Source organism: Kitasatospora sp. NPDC057936 (assembly GCF_042887525.1).
In the GTDB taxonomy this organism is placed as follows: domain Bacteria; phylum Actinomycetota; class Actinomycetes; order Streptomycetales; family Streptomycetaceae; genus Kitasatospora.
This window is the reverse complement of sequence record NZ_JBHVPD010000030.1, coordinates 26,947-40,332: the sequence shown is the minus strand read 5'-3', so window position 1 is coordinate 40,332 and position 13,386 is coordinate 26,947. Positions and strand designations below refer to the sequence as shown.

Annotated in this window: 12 protein-coding genes; 5 read left to right on the top strand and 7 right to left on the bottom strand. The window is 75.4% G+C overall.

Translation table 11 applies throughout. The features are described 5' to 3' along the window. Positions 1-296 precede the first annotated feature (296 nt). A complete protein-coding gene (locus ACFVU9_RS17880) occupies positions 297-1,505 on the top strand; it encodes an acyl-CoA dehydrogenase family protein (protein WP_387594251.1) in 1,209 nt (402 codons plus the stop codon). A 77-nt stretch (positions 1,506-1,582) separates the two neighbouring features. Here ACFVU9_RS17880 and ACFVU9_RS17875 read toward each other — a convergent pair whose 3' ends face one another. After that, the gene (locus ACFVU9_RS17875) at positions 1,583-2,797 is read right to left on the bottom strand and encodes an aminoglycoside phosphotransferase family protein (protein ID WP_387594249.1); all 1,215 of its coding nucleotides are present in this window, start codon (positions 2,795-2,797) and stop codon (positions 1,583-1,585) included. Positions 2,798-3,328: 531 nt separating this feature from the next. Between ACFVU9_RS17875 and ACFVU9_RS17870 the strand changes: the two genes are divergently transcribed. Further along, entirely contained in the window at positions 3,329-4,810 is a 1,482-nt protein-coding gene (locus tag ACFVU9_RS17870) for a hypothetical protein (RefSeq protein ID WP_380445710.1), read from the top strand. A 114-nt stretch (positions 4,811-4,924) separates the two neighbouring features. Here the strand turns inward: ACFVU9_RS17870 and ACFVU9_RS17865 are convergent, their stop codons facing one another. Then, positions 4,925-5,485, bottom strand: a complete 561-nt coding sequence (locus ACFVU9_RS17865) for a hypothetical protein (protein ID WP_387594247.1) — start codon at positions 5,483-5,485, stop codon at positions 4,925-4,927. A 291-nt stretch (positions 5,486-5,776) separates the two neighbouring features. Between ACFVU9_RS17865 and ACFVU9_RS17860 the strand changes: the two genes are divergently transcribed. Further along, the gene (locus tag ACFVU9_RS17860) at positions 5,777-7,282 is read left to right on the top strand and encodes a HEAT repeat domain-containing protein (protein WP_387594245.1); all 1,506 of its coding nucleotides are present in this window, start codon (positions 5,777-5,779) and stop codon (positions 7,280-7,282) included. 159 nt (positions 7,283-7,441) lie between these two features. Here ACFVU9_RS17860 and ACFVU9_RS17855 read toward each other — a convergent pair whose 3' ends face one another. The 3 genes from ACFVU9_RS17855 to ACFVU9_RS17845 all read right to left on the bottom strand — a co-directional run bounded on the left by ACFVU9_RS17855 (position 7,442) and on the right by ACFVU9_RS17845 (position 9,833). Next, positions 7,442-8,284, bottom strand: coding sequence for an undecaprenyl-diphosphate phosphatase (locus ACFVU9_RS17855; RefSeq protein ID WP_387594300.1), 843 nt, complete (start codon positions 8,282-8,284; stop codon positions 7,442-7,444). Positions 8,285-8,453: 169 nt separating this feature from the next. Next, positions 8,454-9,215, bottom strand: a complete 762-nt coding sequence (locus ACFVU9_RS17850) for a class I SAM-dependent methyltransferase (protein ID WP_387594243.1) — start codon at positions 9,213-9,215, stop codon at positions 8,454-8,456. Positions 9,216-9,281: 66 nt separating this feature from the next. After that, entirely contained in the window at positions 9,282-9,833 is a 552-nt protein-coding gene (locus ACFVU9_RS17845; protein ID WP_387594241.1) for a PadR family transcriptional regulator, read from the bottom strand. Between the two features lie 213 nt (positions 9,834-10,046). Here ACFVU9_RS17845 and ACFVU9_RS17840 point away from each other — a divergent pair, with 213 nt between their 5' ends. Both ACFVU9_RS17840 and ACFVU9_RS17835 read left to right on the top strand, forming a co-directional pair. Next, positions 10,047-10,814, top strand: coding sequence for an alpha/beta fold hydrolase (locus tag ACFVU9_RS17840; protein ID WP_387594239.1), 768 nt, complete (start codon positions 10,047-10,049; stop codon positions 10,812-10,814). 55 nt (positions 10,815-10,869) lie between these two features. Then, the gene (locus ACFVU9_RS17835; RefSeq protein ID WP_387594299.1) at positions 10,870-11,787 is read left to right on the top strand and encodes an aminoglycoside phosphotransferase family protein; all 918 of its coding nucleotides are present in this window, start codon (positions 10,870-10,872) and stop codon (positions 11,785-11,787) included. A gap of 15 nt (positions 11,788-11,802) precedes the next feature. Here ACFVU9_RS17835 and ACFVU9_RS17830 read toward each other — a convergent pair whose 3' ends face one another. Together ACFVU9_RS17830 and ACFVU9_RS17825 are read right to left on the bottom strand one after the other, a co-directional pair. Beyond that, entirely contained in the window at positions 11,803-12,432 is a 630-nt protein-coding gene (locus tag ACFVU9_RS17830) for an allophanate hydrolase subunit 1 (protein WP_380503545.1), read from the bottom strand. Beyond that, complete coding sequence (locus ACFVU9_RS17825; RefSeq protein ID WP_380498670.1) at positions 12,429-13,205, bottom strand: LamB/YcsF family protein; 777 nt, start codon at positions 13,203-13,205, stop codon at positions 12,429-12,431. Before ACFVU9_RS17825 ends, ACFVU9_RS17830 begins: the two co-directional genes overlap by 4 nt. Positions 13,206-13,386 lie beyond the last annotated feature (181 nt).

Sequence of the window (13,386 nt, the reverse complement as noted above, 5' to 3'; positions counted from 1 at the left end):
CCCCGGGCCGCTGCTTGACGGTTTCGATCACCGGTTCGTACAGTCGCGGACATGTCGTGCCGTCTCCCGCTGCTGACCCGCCGCAGCTATCTGGACCTGCGGCGCACCGCCAGCGCGGCGTGTCCGGGCCGCTGAACGGCGGAAGCGCGTCCGGCCGAGCGGCCGGAACCGATCCGGGGTCGGACCCCGTGCCGAACCGGGTCCGGACCTGCGCGCCGCCGACCGACGGTGCGAGCCCGCCCGGCGGGCCGCCCGCAGTTGCCGAGCCCCTGCTGCCGCCCGGAGGCACCCGCACCATGACCACGACCGCCGCCGACCCGTCGCCCGTCGCCGCCGCCCTCGCGGGGCTGCCCCGGGTGGTCGACCTGCTCGCCGCCCGCGCCGAGGAGCACGACCGGGACGCGACCTTCCCCTACCAGGGCATCGAGGCGGTGCACGAGGCCGGGCTGCTCACCCTCACCGTGGCGCAGCGGTACGGCGGCCCGGGCGGCACGCTCGCCGACACCGTCCGGGTGCTGTCCCAACTCGGCCGCGGGGACGCCTCGGTGGCCGTCGTGACCGCGTTCACGCTGCTCCAGCACGCCGAGCAGGCCCGCCGGGCGCCGTGGCCGGCGGCGGGCTACCGGAGGCTGCTGACGGAGTCCCGGCGCGGGCCCGCCCTGGTCAACACGCTGCGCGCGGAGCCCGGCGGCCGGCCGGGGGCGCTGCCGGGGACGGTGGCCCGGCGGGACGGGGACGGCTGGCGGCTCACCGGGCGCAAGACGTACTGCACCGGGGCCGAGGCGCTGGCCTGGATGGCGGTGACGGCGCGGACGGACGAACCGGAGCCGCGGGTCGGTACGTTCCTGGTCCGCGGCGAGAGCGAGGGCGTGGAGATCGATCCCACCTGGGACCAGCTGGGCCTGCGGGCCAGTGCCAGCCACGACGTGGTGCTGGACGCGGTCCGGGTGCCCGCCGAGCTCGCGCTCGGGCTCACGGTCGCGCGCCGCGCCGAGGGCGGGCAGGACGCGCCGGAGCGGACGGCGGGGGACCGCGTCGCGGAGGCCGAACTCGCCCGCGCCTGGCACGATCTGGCCCTCTCCGCGGTCGCGGTCGGGGTGGCGAGGGCGGCCCAGGCCTGGCTCGTCCGGTTCCTGAACCAGCGGACTCCGGCCAATCTGACCGAGCCGCTCGGCGTCCTGCCGCGCTACCGCTGCGCGCTCGGCGAGATCGAGGCCCAGCTGATCGGCGCCGAGGAACTGGTCGAGGGGCTGGCCGCGCGGGTGGACCGGGGCGAGCGGGCGGCCGTCGTGCGGACCGGACCGGCCCACCTGCTGGCGACCAGGGCCGCGACCGCCGCCGTCCAGCAGGCCGTCGCGCTGACCGGCAACCCGGGACTGAGCCGGCGTCACCCGCTGGAGCGCTACCTGCGGGACGTGCTCAGCAGCCGGGTGCACCTGGCACCCGAGGAGGCCGTCCTGGAGTCCGCCGGCCGGGCCGCCCTGGAGCGCGGCGCCCGGCCGTAGGGCGGCTGCCGTCCGGCCTGGTCACGGGGCCGCAGCGGCACGGGTGCCGCGCTCCAGGGCGGCCCGGGACCGGTCGGTCAGCGGGTGCCCACGGCGGCCCGGACGGCCCGGCGGGCCAGCGCGGCGTCGTCGTAGAGGCGGCGGATCATGATCCGCTGCTCCTCGCCCGCGCCCGGGACGTCGTAGAGCCGGATCTCGCGCATCAGCACGAGCACCAGGTTGATCAGGAACGCGTCCCTGGCCATCGTGCCGCCGCTCTGGGCGAGTTGGCTGATCTGACGGCGCGCCGCGGTGTCGCCGGACAGGACGCTCCACAGGACCGCGAGGTCGTAGCCGGGCAGGTACCAGCCGGCCTGCTCCCAGTCCACCAGCACCGGACCGGACGGCGCCAGCAGCATATTGCTGAGCAGGGCGTCGCCGTGGCAGAGCTGGAGCGGGGTGTGGCCGAGGCCGTGCAGCAGGCCGCGCAGGTCGCCGGCGTCCCGGTCGGTCAGCTGGCCGACCGAGTGGTAGCGGGCGATCTCCATCTGGTAGTCCAGCCGGGGCTGGAACACGTCGCCCGGCGGGCGCCACAGGTTGAGCGTCCGGACGGCGGTGAGCAGGGCCCGGACCTCGCCCGGGGTGGGCGCGTTGACGGGGTGGCGTTCCCGGGCGGCCGGCCGCCCGGGAACGCGCTCCAGGACGAGCACGCACCGGTCGTGGTCGGCGGCGACCAGCCGGGGCAGGCGCACCGGCGGACGGTGGCGCACGAACGCCCGGTAGACCGCGACCTCGTGGTGGAAGTCGGCCACCAGCTGCTCGAAGTACTCACTCCGCACGGCCTGCGGCGCGAGGCACTTGGCGACCACCGGGGCCCGCCCGATGGTGCCCGCCACCAGGATGTGGCGGCTGCCCTCGCGCAGCACCTGGCGCGGGGTGAACGCGGGACATATCCGCGCGACGCTTGCCAGGGCGGCCCGTACCGCCGGGGTCTGGAGCGCCGAGGGGTCGATCCGCTCGGGGCCGATCGGGGTGCCCGGCCGGTGCGGGCCGCGTAGCAGGCGGCCGTCGACCTGGCGGGCGAGGGGGACCCGGCCGCCGGCCGGGGGGGCGGCCTCGGGGCCGCGCAGACCCAGCGCGCTGCGGCCGGCCGGAACCCGGGCGTCCGCGGACCGGCCCTCGGCGCCGCGCGGGGCCGCCGGGCGGCTCGGCGGGGGCGCCTGCTTGGGGCCGGGACGGCCCGCGGCCGCGGTGGGGGGGCGCAGCGCGGTGCGGGTCGGGCTCGGCGTGGGGGTCGTCGCTGAGGAGTACATGGGGTGAGGGTGGTCCCTTCCTGTCCGTCGGCGGGTGCGCCCCGCGGGGGCGGGGGAGGGCCGGTGCCCCGTGCTTCCTGGTGTGCCGGGGCCCTGCTTCGGGGGGTGGTGCTGCGGTGGTGCGGGGGGTGCTGCGAGGGGTGTTCGGGTGGTGTCCGACGGCCGGGTGGTGCGCGGGCGCCGGGCACGGACGCGGGGAGGGGTCCCCTGCTCCGGCGGTGTCCCGGCCGTCCGCACCCTGGGGAATGCGGTCGGCCGGAGCCGCCGTGGCCGTGCCCGGCGCTCCCGCGCCACCCGGCCGCGCCACCCCCTCGGGTGAGGACCGGGCGCGCCCCTCGCCACGGTCGGGGGATGCCCCGACGCCGGTCCGGAGCGCCTCCCGCCCCGGGGGCGAGGTGGCACACCCCTACAACACACCCGCGCCGCACTGGCTTAGTAGTCTGGCGGGCCCTGGCGAACGGTGGCGAATGCTCGCCTGGCACTTGCCGGAGCCTCTAGCCTCGAACCAGCCGAGGAACCTGGGGGCTTCACGTGAGCAGGGGACCCAACACCCGACTCGCCGATCTGTTCGTCCTGACCGGATGGTCGAAGGGCGAGCTGGCGCGGCTGGTCAACCGTAGGGGCGCCGCGCTGGGTCAGCAGCAGCTGTCCACCGACACCTCGAGGGTACGGCGCTGGATCGAGCAGGGGGAGATTCCCCGCGATCCGGTGCCGCGGGTGCTGGCGACCGTGTTCACGGAGCGGCTCGGACGTGTCGTCACCACTGAGGACCTCGGTCTGGAACGACACCGGCCCACCAGGAGCGGGGCGGCGCAGTCCGCAGCGGAGCCATGGTCGCCGGATCGAACGGCCGCGGTCCTCACCGAGTTCACGGGAATGGACCTCATGCTGAACCGACGTGGATTGGTGGGCGCGGGCGCCGCGCTCACGGCCGGGGCGGTCATCGCCGACTCCCTGAAGGGCTGGCTGGGCGGGGACGCGGTCGCGTACGCGGCCTCGGCTCCCGGGCCGCGCCAGGTGATCACCGGGGCGGGCGCGCGCCCGGTGGTGGACGTGTACGACGCGGGCCCGGTCGGGCTCGACGAGGTGGAGGCGCTGGAGCGCTCGGTGCAGGTGTTCCGGGCGTGGGACGCGGCGCGCGGCGGCGGGCTGCAGCGCAAGGCGGTGGTCGGTCAGCTGAACGAGGTGGGCGGGCTGCTGACGCACCGGCACCCGCCCTCCGTGGAGCGGCGGCTGTGGCTGGTCGCGGCGAACCTCGCGGTGCTGGCCGGCTGGATGTCGCACGACGTGGGCCTGGAGCCCACCGCCCAGCGGTACTTCATGATCGCCGCGGAGGCGGCCAAGGAGGCGGGCGACCGGCCGCGGGCGGGCGAGGCGATCTCGCGCGCGGCCCGGCAGATGGTGCACCTGGGCCGGGCGGACGACGCGATCGACCTGATGGCGGCGGCGAAGGCGGCGGGCGGCCGGCTGCTGCCGAGGACGCGGGCGATGCTGAACACCGTCGAGGCGTGGGCGCACGCCTCGATCGGGCACACGCAGGACACCTACCGGCTGCTCGGCGAGGCCGAGGACCTGTTCGCCGAGGACGCGCCGGAGCCGCCGCCGTCCTGGATGCAGGTGTTCGACGAGGCCGAACTGCGCGGCATGCAGGCGCTGGTGCTGCGCACGCTCGCGGAGCACGACCTGTCGGCGGCGCCGCAGGCGCGGCGGCACGCGGAGCGGGTGATCGCCCTGCGGGAGGGCACCGGGCAACTGCGCTCGGCGCTGTTCGACCGGATCACGCTGGCCTCGGTGCACTGGATCACCGGGGAGCCGGACGCGGCGGAGCTCCAGGCCAAGATGGTGATGAACCTGATCGGGCAGAACTCCTCGCACCGCACGTGGGACCGGCTGCGGGAGATGTACCGGCTGACGGCGCAGTACCGCGGGCTGCCGGCGGTCGACGAGCTCCGGGTCCAGCTGGGGCAGGAGCTGCGGGTGGCGGACGCGAAGAACCGGCCGCGGGCGACCTGAGGGGACGGACGTCCGGGAACGGGACGTCCGTTCGGAGCGGGGCGCCCGTTCGGATCGAAGCGCGGGTGGGGCGGACGCGGGGCCGGACCGGCGGGTGTGTTCGCCGCGGCGCGGTCAGCGGTGCTCGCCGGCTCCGGCGCGTGCGGCCGGCCGCAGAAGCATGCGCAGCGCGGTGACGGTGCCGTCCGGGCCGAGTACGGGCTCGCCCGCGCACTCGACGCTGTCGTGCGTGCCGTCGAACCGGCGGACTCGCAGGGTGCCGCACGTGGTGCGCCCGTGCACGAGGGTGTCGGTCATCATCCGCCGCAGCAGCGGCCGGTCGGCCTCCGGGAGGCGGTCGGGCAGCCGGTCGAGGCTGAGCGGGCCGTGTCCGGGGTCGCAGCCGAGGAGCCGGAAGGTCCCGGCGTCCCAGCGGACCCCGTCGGTGAGGAGGTCCCATTCGGCGGAGCAGACCGTGGGGCCGGACGGCTCCTGCGCCGTGCCGTCCACTCTGCCGCCGTCCGTTCCGCCGTCGGACGCGCCGGACTCCGGCGTGCCCGCTTCCGCCGCGCCCGGGGCCGGTCCGGCGCTCGGGGCGGCCGTGGCGGTGGCCGCGCCCGCGCCCGTGCCGCCCGTCGGGGTGCCGTCCGCGAGGGCGGTGCCCGGCGGGCGCGCCGGGGCCGAGGACATGTTCATGACCGGTCCATCGATCTGGGGCGCTCGCTCGGTGTGAGCGGGCCGTGGCGGTTGGTGAGACGACTGTCGCACAGCCGCGTCCTCTCCGTGGGGTTTTGGACAGAACGTGGGCAAAATTCCTCTGGCATATGCCACTGTGGCCGAAGCGTTCGTCGCCCTGTGTGCGGACCGGGGCCCGAGGCGGTAACCTTCGGTGATTCCGGCGCCCGGGCGCCCACCGCAGTACCCACCAGAGACCCCGGCGACGGAAATCCCGTTGCCACTACGACCGCCGCAACGGATGCTGACCTCATGTTCGAGCCAGTGATAGCACCTAGTGCCAGCCTCCTCGGCCTCCTGCAGCGGGGCCGCGGTGACGGGCAGCTCCACGCGCTGGCCGCCGACCGTACCGAGGCCATCGCCGCGCTGGAGGAGTGTGTCACCAGGGACCCACGAGCCGACTGGCAGGTCGAGAGCCGCTCGCTGTACTACGCGCGCCTCTACATGGAGCTGGAAGCCCCCCTCGACGGCATCGAGGACCACCTCCACTCCGCGGAGGACCTGGTCAGCGACGACGAGAACCGCACGGGCCTCGCCCTGTCCGTCCTCGGCCACCTCGCCGCGTACGGCCGGCGCGACGCGCTGCTGATGCTGCGCGAGTACGCCGCCACCGGCGCCAACTGGGCCTGGGCCCTGGACGAGCTCGCGCTGCGCGACGACGACCGCGGCCTGCTCCTCCTCGGCACCGCCGTGCTGGACCGCTTCCCGCCGGGCCCCGAGGGCGACGCCGAGCTGCGCGAGTTCATCCGCAACGCCTACGAGCCCCGGCCCTGGCGGCTGTGGGCCGCCTACCACCCGAGGGTCGCGGCGGCCAGCGAGCAGTCGCCCTTCGACGTGTGGCAGCGCCAGCTCAACCGCAGCGGCGTCACCCCCGGCTGGTCCACCGCCGACGTGCTCGCCTGGGCCGACCAGGGGGAGCTCGGCGGCCTCGGCGCCGGCGCCTTCCTCGGCCGTCCGGAGCCGTCCGCCCAGGTGGGGCGCGGTGACACCGCCGGGCCCGACGCCGTCGACCGCCGCGCCGCCGCGGCCGCCCGCTGCCTGACCGCCGTCGTCCGTCCCGAGGACCGGCCCGCGCTCATCGAGGCCGCCCGCGACGGCCTGCCCGGCGCCCGCAGAGCGGCCCTGCGCTACCTCGTCGACCAGCGGGATCCCGCCGCCGCCGAGCTGATCGAGGCCGCCGCGGCCGACGTCGACGACCGGATGGTGCGCTCCGCCCTGGAACTGCTCGGCCGGATGCGCGGCCCCGAGGCCCTCGCGCACGCCCGCCGCTGGGCCGACCCGGCCACCGGCGGCGCCGACAGCGCCCTCGGCGAAGCCGCCGTCCAGCTGCTCGCCGACGCCGGGGGGCCGGACGACGCACCCCTCGTGGTCGCCGGACTGCGCCGCTGGGTCTCCGTGCGCGGGGTCGCCGGCGCCGGGCTCGGGTCGCTGGTCGACGGTGCGGGGCGGCTGGCCGCCGCCGACGCCGTCCCGGTCCTGCGCCACATCTACGGCGAGGCCGCCTCCTCCGAACTGCGCGGACGCGCCGCCCGGGCGCTCGCCACGACCGACGTGCACTTCCCCGAGGGCCCGGCCGTCGAGTGCCTGTGGGACTGCGAGGAGACCACCCGTGAGCTCGCCGCGCGGCACGTCGCCACCACCGGCGACGCGCGTGTGCTGGAGCGATTGCGGCGACTCGCCGCCGACCCGGCCGAGGAGGCCGAGGTCCACGCCGCCGTCCGCGGCCGGCTGACCGCCGCCCGGGAGTTCGGGCGCTAGATACCTTTTCGGCCGCGTCGGGCCGGGGCACCCTGTCGGGGTGTCCCGGCCCGACTGCTTTCCCCAGCTTTCCCCTGTTTCCCTCTGCTTCTTGCTGCTCCCCGCTGCTTCCCGCTGCCTTCCGAGTGGGCGTTGAGGGCCCGGAGTTGAAAGCCCGTTCTACTTCACGACGCCCGCGTCCGGGGCGAGGACGCCACCCGCGACCAGTCCGATGATCAGGATGCCGAGCAGCACCCGGTAGACCACGAACGGCAGGAAGCTGTGGTGCGAGATGTACTTGAGGAACCAGGCGATCGCCGCGTAGCCGACCGCGAAGGCGATGACGGTCGCCAGGACCGTCGGCCCCCAGGCCGGGGCCGGGCCCTCGCCGATCTTGAACAGCTCCAGCGTCCCCGAGGCGAGCACCGCCGGGATCGCCAGCAGGAACGAGTACCGGGCCGCCGCCTCCCGGCTGTAGCCGAGCAGCAGGCCCGCGCTGATCGTGCCGCCGGAGCGCGAGACGCCCGGGATCAGCGCCAGCGCCTGGGCGACGCCGAACGCGCCGGCGTGCGGGAGGGTCAGGTCGGTGATCGGACGGGCGTGGCGGATCGCCCGGGTGCGGTCGGCGAAGGCCAGGACCAGGCCGAAGACGATCAGTGTGGTGCCGATGATCCGCAGGTCGCGCAGGTGGGTCTCGATGGTGTCCTGGAAGAGCTTGCCCAGGATGCCGATCGGCAGGGTGCCGATGATCACGAACCAGCCCATCCGGGCGTCGTGGTGCGAGCGCAGTGCCGGGCGGACGAGGGACAGCGCCCAGGTCCGGATGATCGAGGCGATGTCGCGGCGGAAGTAGATCAGCACCGCCGCCTCGGTGCCGAGCTGGGTGACGGCGGTGAAGGCCGCGCCCGGGTCGTCCCAGCCGAGCAGGGCGGAGAAGACCCGCAGGTGGGCGCTGGAGGAGATCGGCAGGAACTCGGTGAGGCCCTGGATCAGGCCGAGCGCGGCGCCGTGGAGCCAGTCGATCGTCACCGGACACCCGCCCGGGGTATCCGTCGGTCCTGCTGCATGTGGGTGTCCTCGCGGGTCGGAACGGGCGTGCGGGCATGCGTGCCGCCGCGACCCGCCCGGCCCTCGGGCCGCGCGCGGCCCGGCGCGCGGCCGATGGTACGGGGTGAAAGTGACGATTCTTTGTTCACCCTTTAATCGGGCTTTGCGCACCGGGTCCTTTCGTGGTCAGCCGGCGGGCCCGGACCCAGGTGCGGTCCTCCGTCAGGTAGCGCTCTACCGCCAGACCGGCCTCCGCCAGGGCTCCTTCGAACTCCTCGGTGCTCAGCGGCCGGGAGCGGAAGGTGTGGGTCCAGCGGCCGTCCGGGAACTCGTACTCGGCGAGGACGGTGTTCGAGCCGTCCCCGTTCGGCGTCGACGAGACCATCCGGGCGACTCCGTCCGTGCCCGCCAGCCTGCTCTCGCGGGGCACGTTGCGGTGCCAGTCCTCGCCCTCGCGCTGCATCAGTACGCAGCCGTCGTCGGTGACGTGGCGGCGGCAGGTTTCCAGGAGCCCTTGGCGGACGGCCACGTCGCCCGCGTGCACGAGGAAGGAGGCGAGCATGACGACGTCGAAACGCTCGCCGAGGTGCAGGTGCTCGATCGGGCTGCGAACGGTCCGGACGTCCTCGCGGACCCGGGCCAGCATCTCGGCGGACTCGTCGACGGCCGTCACGGTGAACCCGCGGTCGGTCAGCGGGTGGGTCATCCGGCCCACGCCGCAGCCCAGTTCGAGGATCCGGGCGCCGGTCGGCACGGCGCCCTCGATCAGGTCCGGGATGTCGCCCACCGGGAGGCGGGACCAGAGCTCGACGGCGCAGCCGTCCGGGGTGATCGCGCCCGGACCGGTGCCGTCGTAGCCCTCGCGGCGCACGGTGGGGCCCTGTGGGGTGGGGAGTTCGTCGCTCATGCCGATCATCGGAACACGGGTGCGGCGGGAGGGGAAGGAGTTCCCGGGAGCCCGTACGGGTTTCGGTCAATTCGCCGCCGGGTGCTGCGGATCAGCGCCCGCCAGGTCGGCCAACGTGGCGTTCAGCCAGGCGAGTTCGGCCTCCGTGGTGGCGCGGGCGATCAGCAGCAGGCCGCGGCGGAAGGGGTCGGCGAACTCCTCGGCTCCGACCGGGCGATCGCCCTCGTAGAAGAAGCTCGCCGGTTCGGCGAGGAAGGCGAGGCGGCGGCGGAGCACGGCGGCCTGGTCGGCGGGGCGGTCGAGGTGGCGGAGGAACGCGAGGAGGGTGAACCAGCGGTTCTCGTCGCTGATGTCGAGCCGCTCGGGCTCGCGCAGCCGGTCGAGCAGGGCGGTGCGGCCGGCGGCGGTGAGGTGGAGGGTGTGGCGGGGGGCGGCGGCGGTGCCGGGCTCGGTCTCGCGGACGAGCAGGCCGTCGGACTCCAGGCGCTTGATCGCCGGGTAGAGGGTGCCGTCGCTGATGGGGCGGACGTGGCCGGTGAGCGCGGCGAGGTGGCGGCGCAGCTCGTAGCCGTGCAGGGGGCGGTCGTACAGGAACCCGAGGATGGCGAGCTTCAGCATGGGGTCACTCTGCCAGAAGGATCCCTCGGGGCGTTGGTATATCGATGGCGTGATACCTCGGCGCCGAGGTATGGTCCATGTCGATCGGCGGGCAGGTGACGGCGAACAGATGACAGATTTCAACATCTGTTATCTGTCATCTGTCTGCTGTCATCTGTTCGCCGCACGCCCGACCCTCGCCACCTCGTCGCCCGCCGCAATAGGAGCCCCTCGATGCGCCACGCCCCCGTCACGCCCGACGGTCACCGGATCCGCTGGGTCGAGCTGCCCGGCGCCGAGCCGGCCCGCGTCTACCTGCACGGCCTCGGTGCCAGCTCGCCCGTCTACTTCGCCGCAGCCGCCGTGCACCCGCTGCTCGCCGGGCGCCGCAGTCTGCTGCTCGACCTCCTCGGCTTCGGCATCAGCGACCGGCCCGCGGACTTCCGGTACGCGCTGGAGAACCACGCCGACGCCGTCGCGGCCGCGCTGCGCGCCGCCGGCGTCGCGGGAGCGGAGGTCGTCGGGCACAGCATGGGCGGTGCGGTCGCGATCGTGCTGGCCCACCGGCACCCCGAGCTCGTCGCGAAGCTCCTCCTCGTCGACGCCAACCTCGATCCCATCGCCCCGGCGGCGCAGCGGCCCGGCAGCAGCGGGCTCGCCGGCTACACCGAGGAGGAGTTCCTGGCCGGAGGACGGGACGAAGTCGCCGAGCGGGTCGGCCCGTCCTGGTGGGCGACGATGCGGCTGGCGGGCCCGGAGGCGCTCCACCGCAGTGCCGTGCACCTTGCCCGCGCCACGGTGCCGACCATGCGGGAGATGCTACTGGACCTGGACGTGCCGCGCACCTTCCTGTACCCGGCACCCGATGGCGAACCCCACGGGGCGCCGAGGCTGCGGGCGGCCGGGGTCCGGGTGGTGGCGGTGCCGGAGTGCGGACACAACGTGATGCTCGACAACCCGGACGGCTTCGCGGCGGCCGCGGCGGAGGCGCTCGCAGGGTAGACGGGGGTCCGACGGCAGGGCCTAGGGTGGAGGCGTGCTCGAAAGACAAGCGTCCGTGGAGGTTCCGGACGCGCTGGCCGCGTCGCTCGACGAGTTCTTCGGCCCGGAGGGGAACGCCTGGGTCGCCGGACTGCCCGCACTGGCAGGGGAGTTGCTGCGGCGATGGGGGCTGCGCCTGGACGGTCCGCCCGCGCACGGGGCCGTCGCACTGGTGCTGCCCGTGCGGCGGGCGGACGGTGAGGCCTGCGTCCTCAAGCTCCAGCCGGTGGACGAGGAGACGGCGGGAGAGCCCGCGGCCCTGCGGGCCTGGGGCGGACACGGCGCGGTGCGGCTGCTCGACCACGATCCGGCCTCGGGCTCGATGCTGCTCGAACGGCTCGACGCGGGGCGCTCGTTGCTCACCGTCGAGGACGACCGGGTGGCCCTGCTCGTGCTGGCCGAGCTGCTGCGGTCGCTGACGTCACATCAGGCCATGCCGGGAATACGAGGATTGGCCGATCTCGCGGACACCATGCTCGCGGAGGCGGCCGGGGCCGCGGCTGTCCTCGCCGACCCGGACGAACAGCGGCTGCTCGCCGACTGCGCGGCGGCACTGCGCGAGGTCAGGGCCGATCCCGGCGGGCAACTCCTGCACTGGGACCTGCACTTCGGCAATGTCCTCGCCCCGCTCGACCGCGCGCGGCGCGGCCCGTGGCTCGCCATCGACCCGAAGCCGCTCGCCGGACACCCCGGCTTCGAGCTGCTCCCCGCGCTGCGCAACCGCTGGGACGACGTCGTGGCCACCGGAGACGTGCGGCGGGCGGTGCGCCGGAGGTTCGATCTCCTCGTGGACGTCCTGGAGTTGGATCGGGCGGAGGCGGCGGGGTGGACGCTCGCAAGGGTGCTGCAGAACGCCGTATGGGCGGCGGAGGAAGGGGAGGTGGCGCTCGACCGGGCCCAACGGGCCATCGCGGAGGAGCTGTTGGGGCGGTGAAGGGCCGCCGGAGTCTCACTGCCCCCGTACGGCCGTGAACTTCACCCGGACGCCCGGCGCGAGCAGGGCCGCCGGTTCGCGTTCCGCGTCCCACAGTGCGAGCGCCGTCCGGCCCAGGAGCTGCCAGCCGCCCGGGGACGGGCTCGGGTAGACGCCGGTGTACGGGCCCGCGAGGGCGACCGAACCGGCCGGGACGGCGCTGCGCGGAGTGGCCCGGCGCGGCACCCCGTACTCGGCGGGCAGTCCGGTCAGGTAGCCGAAGCCGGGGGAGAACCCGCAGAAGGCGACGACGTACTCGGGCCCGGTGTGGATCCGGACGGCGGCCTCCTCGGAGACGCCCCACAGCGCGGCGACCTCGCCCAGGTCGGCGCCGTCGTACACGGTCGGCACTTCGAGGAGCGGGCCGTGCGCCGTGTCCGCGGCCGCCGGACGCGCGGTGGCGAGCAGCGCGGTGAGCGCGTCGACGTCGGCGACGCCGTCCAGCAGGACGGTCCGGGCCGCGGGCACGATCTCCTCGACGGCGCCGAGCGCGCCCTCGGCCTGCCGCTCGCGCAGCCACCCGTACAGCGCGGCCACCTCGGCCGGTCCGGCCACCTCCACGAGCAGCGCGTTCCCGCCGACCGGCCGGACGGCGGCGGCCGTCACGCGAAGGCCTCCACCCGGACCCCGGCCGAGGCGAGCGCGCCCCGCACCCGCCAGGCGAGCTGGGCCGCGCCGGGGGTGTCGCCGTGCACGCACAGGGAACGGGCCTCGACGCCGATGTGCTCGCCGCCGACGGCCTCCACCGTGCCGTCCCGGGCGATGCCGACGGCCCGGGTGATCACCGACTCGGGGTCGTGCACGACCGCGTCGGGCTCGCGGCGGGGCACGAGCGTGCCGGACCGCGTGTACGCGCGGTCCGCGAAGGCCTCGGCGACGACGGGCAGTCCGACCCCCTCGGCGACGGCGAGCAGCCGCGAACCGGGCAGACCGAGGACGGGCAGCGGCCCGTCGCAGACCGCCCCGGCGCGCAGGACGCCGGCGACGACGGCCTCGGCCTGCTCGGAGTCGGAGACCACCCGGTTGTAGAGGGCGCCGTGCGGCTTGACGTACGAGACGCGGGAGCCCGCGGCGCGGGCGAACACCTGGAGCGCGCCGATCTGGTAGGCGATCTCGTCGGCCAGTTCCTCCGGCGGGACGTCCATCGCGCGGCGGCCGAAGCCGGCGAGGTCGCGGTAGGAGACCTGGGCGCCGATCCGGACGCCGCGCTCGGCGGCCAGCGAGCAGACCCGGCGCATCGTCGACGGATCCCCGGCGTGGAAGCCGCAGGCGACGTTGGCACTGGTCACCACGGACAGCAGGGCCTCGTCGTCGGTCAGCGTCCAGCGCCCGAACCCCTCGCCGAGGTCCGCATTGAGATCGATCACCGCATCGGCCACGCCCGTCCGCCTCCCAGCAGCTGTTGAGCGAGATGGTAGGGCCTGCGCGTGAAGGCCGCGGACCGTGACCCGGGCGGGGGGCGCCCGCCCCCGCGCGCCCCCCCGGGGGTGGCGCCCCGGGGGGCCCGCCCCCCGGGCGTGTGTTGTGTTTGGGGCCGCCGGGGCCCGGGAGGGACCGTGC

What these genes read in the sequence shown, in the direction of transcription:
- ACFVU9_RS17880 (WP_387594251.1), top strand. Translation starts at nt 297, where the DNA reads ATGACCACGACCGCCGCCGACCCGTCGCCCGTCGCCGCCGCCCTCGCG.
- ACFVU9_RS17875 (WP_387594249.1), bottom strand. Translation starts at nt 2,797, where the DNA reads ATGTACTCCTCAGCGACGACCCCCACGCCGAGCCCGACCCGCACCGCG.
- ACFVU9_RS17865 (WP_387594247.1), bottom strand. Translation starts at nt 5,485, where the DNA reads ATGAACATGTCCTCGGCCCCGGCGCGCCCGCCGGGCACCGCCCTCGCG.
- ACFVU9_RS17860 (WP_387594245.1), top strand. Translation starts at nt 5,777, where the DNA reads ATGTTCGAGCCAGTGATAGCACCTAGTGCCAGCCTCCTCGGCCTCCTG.
- ACFVU9_RS17850 (WP_387594243.1), bottom strand. Translation starts at nt 9,215, where the DNA reads ATGAGCGACGAACTCCCCACCCCACAGGGCCCCACCGTGCGCCGCGAG.
- ACFVU9_RS17845 (WP_387594241.1), bottom strand. Translation starts at nt 9,833, where the DNA reads ATGCTGAAGCTCGCCATCCTCGGGTTCCTGTACGACCGCCCCCTGCAC.
- ACFVU9_RS17840 (WP_387594239.1), top strand. Translation starts at nt 10,047, where the DNA reads ATGCGCCACGCCCCCGTCACGCCCGACGGTCACCGGATCCGCTGGGTC.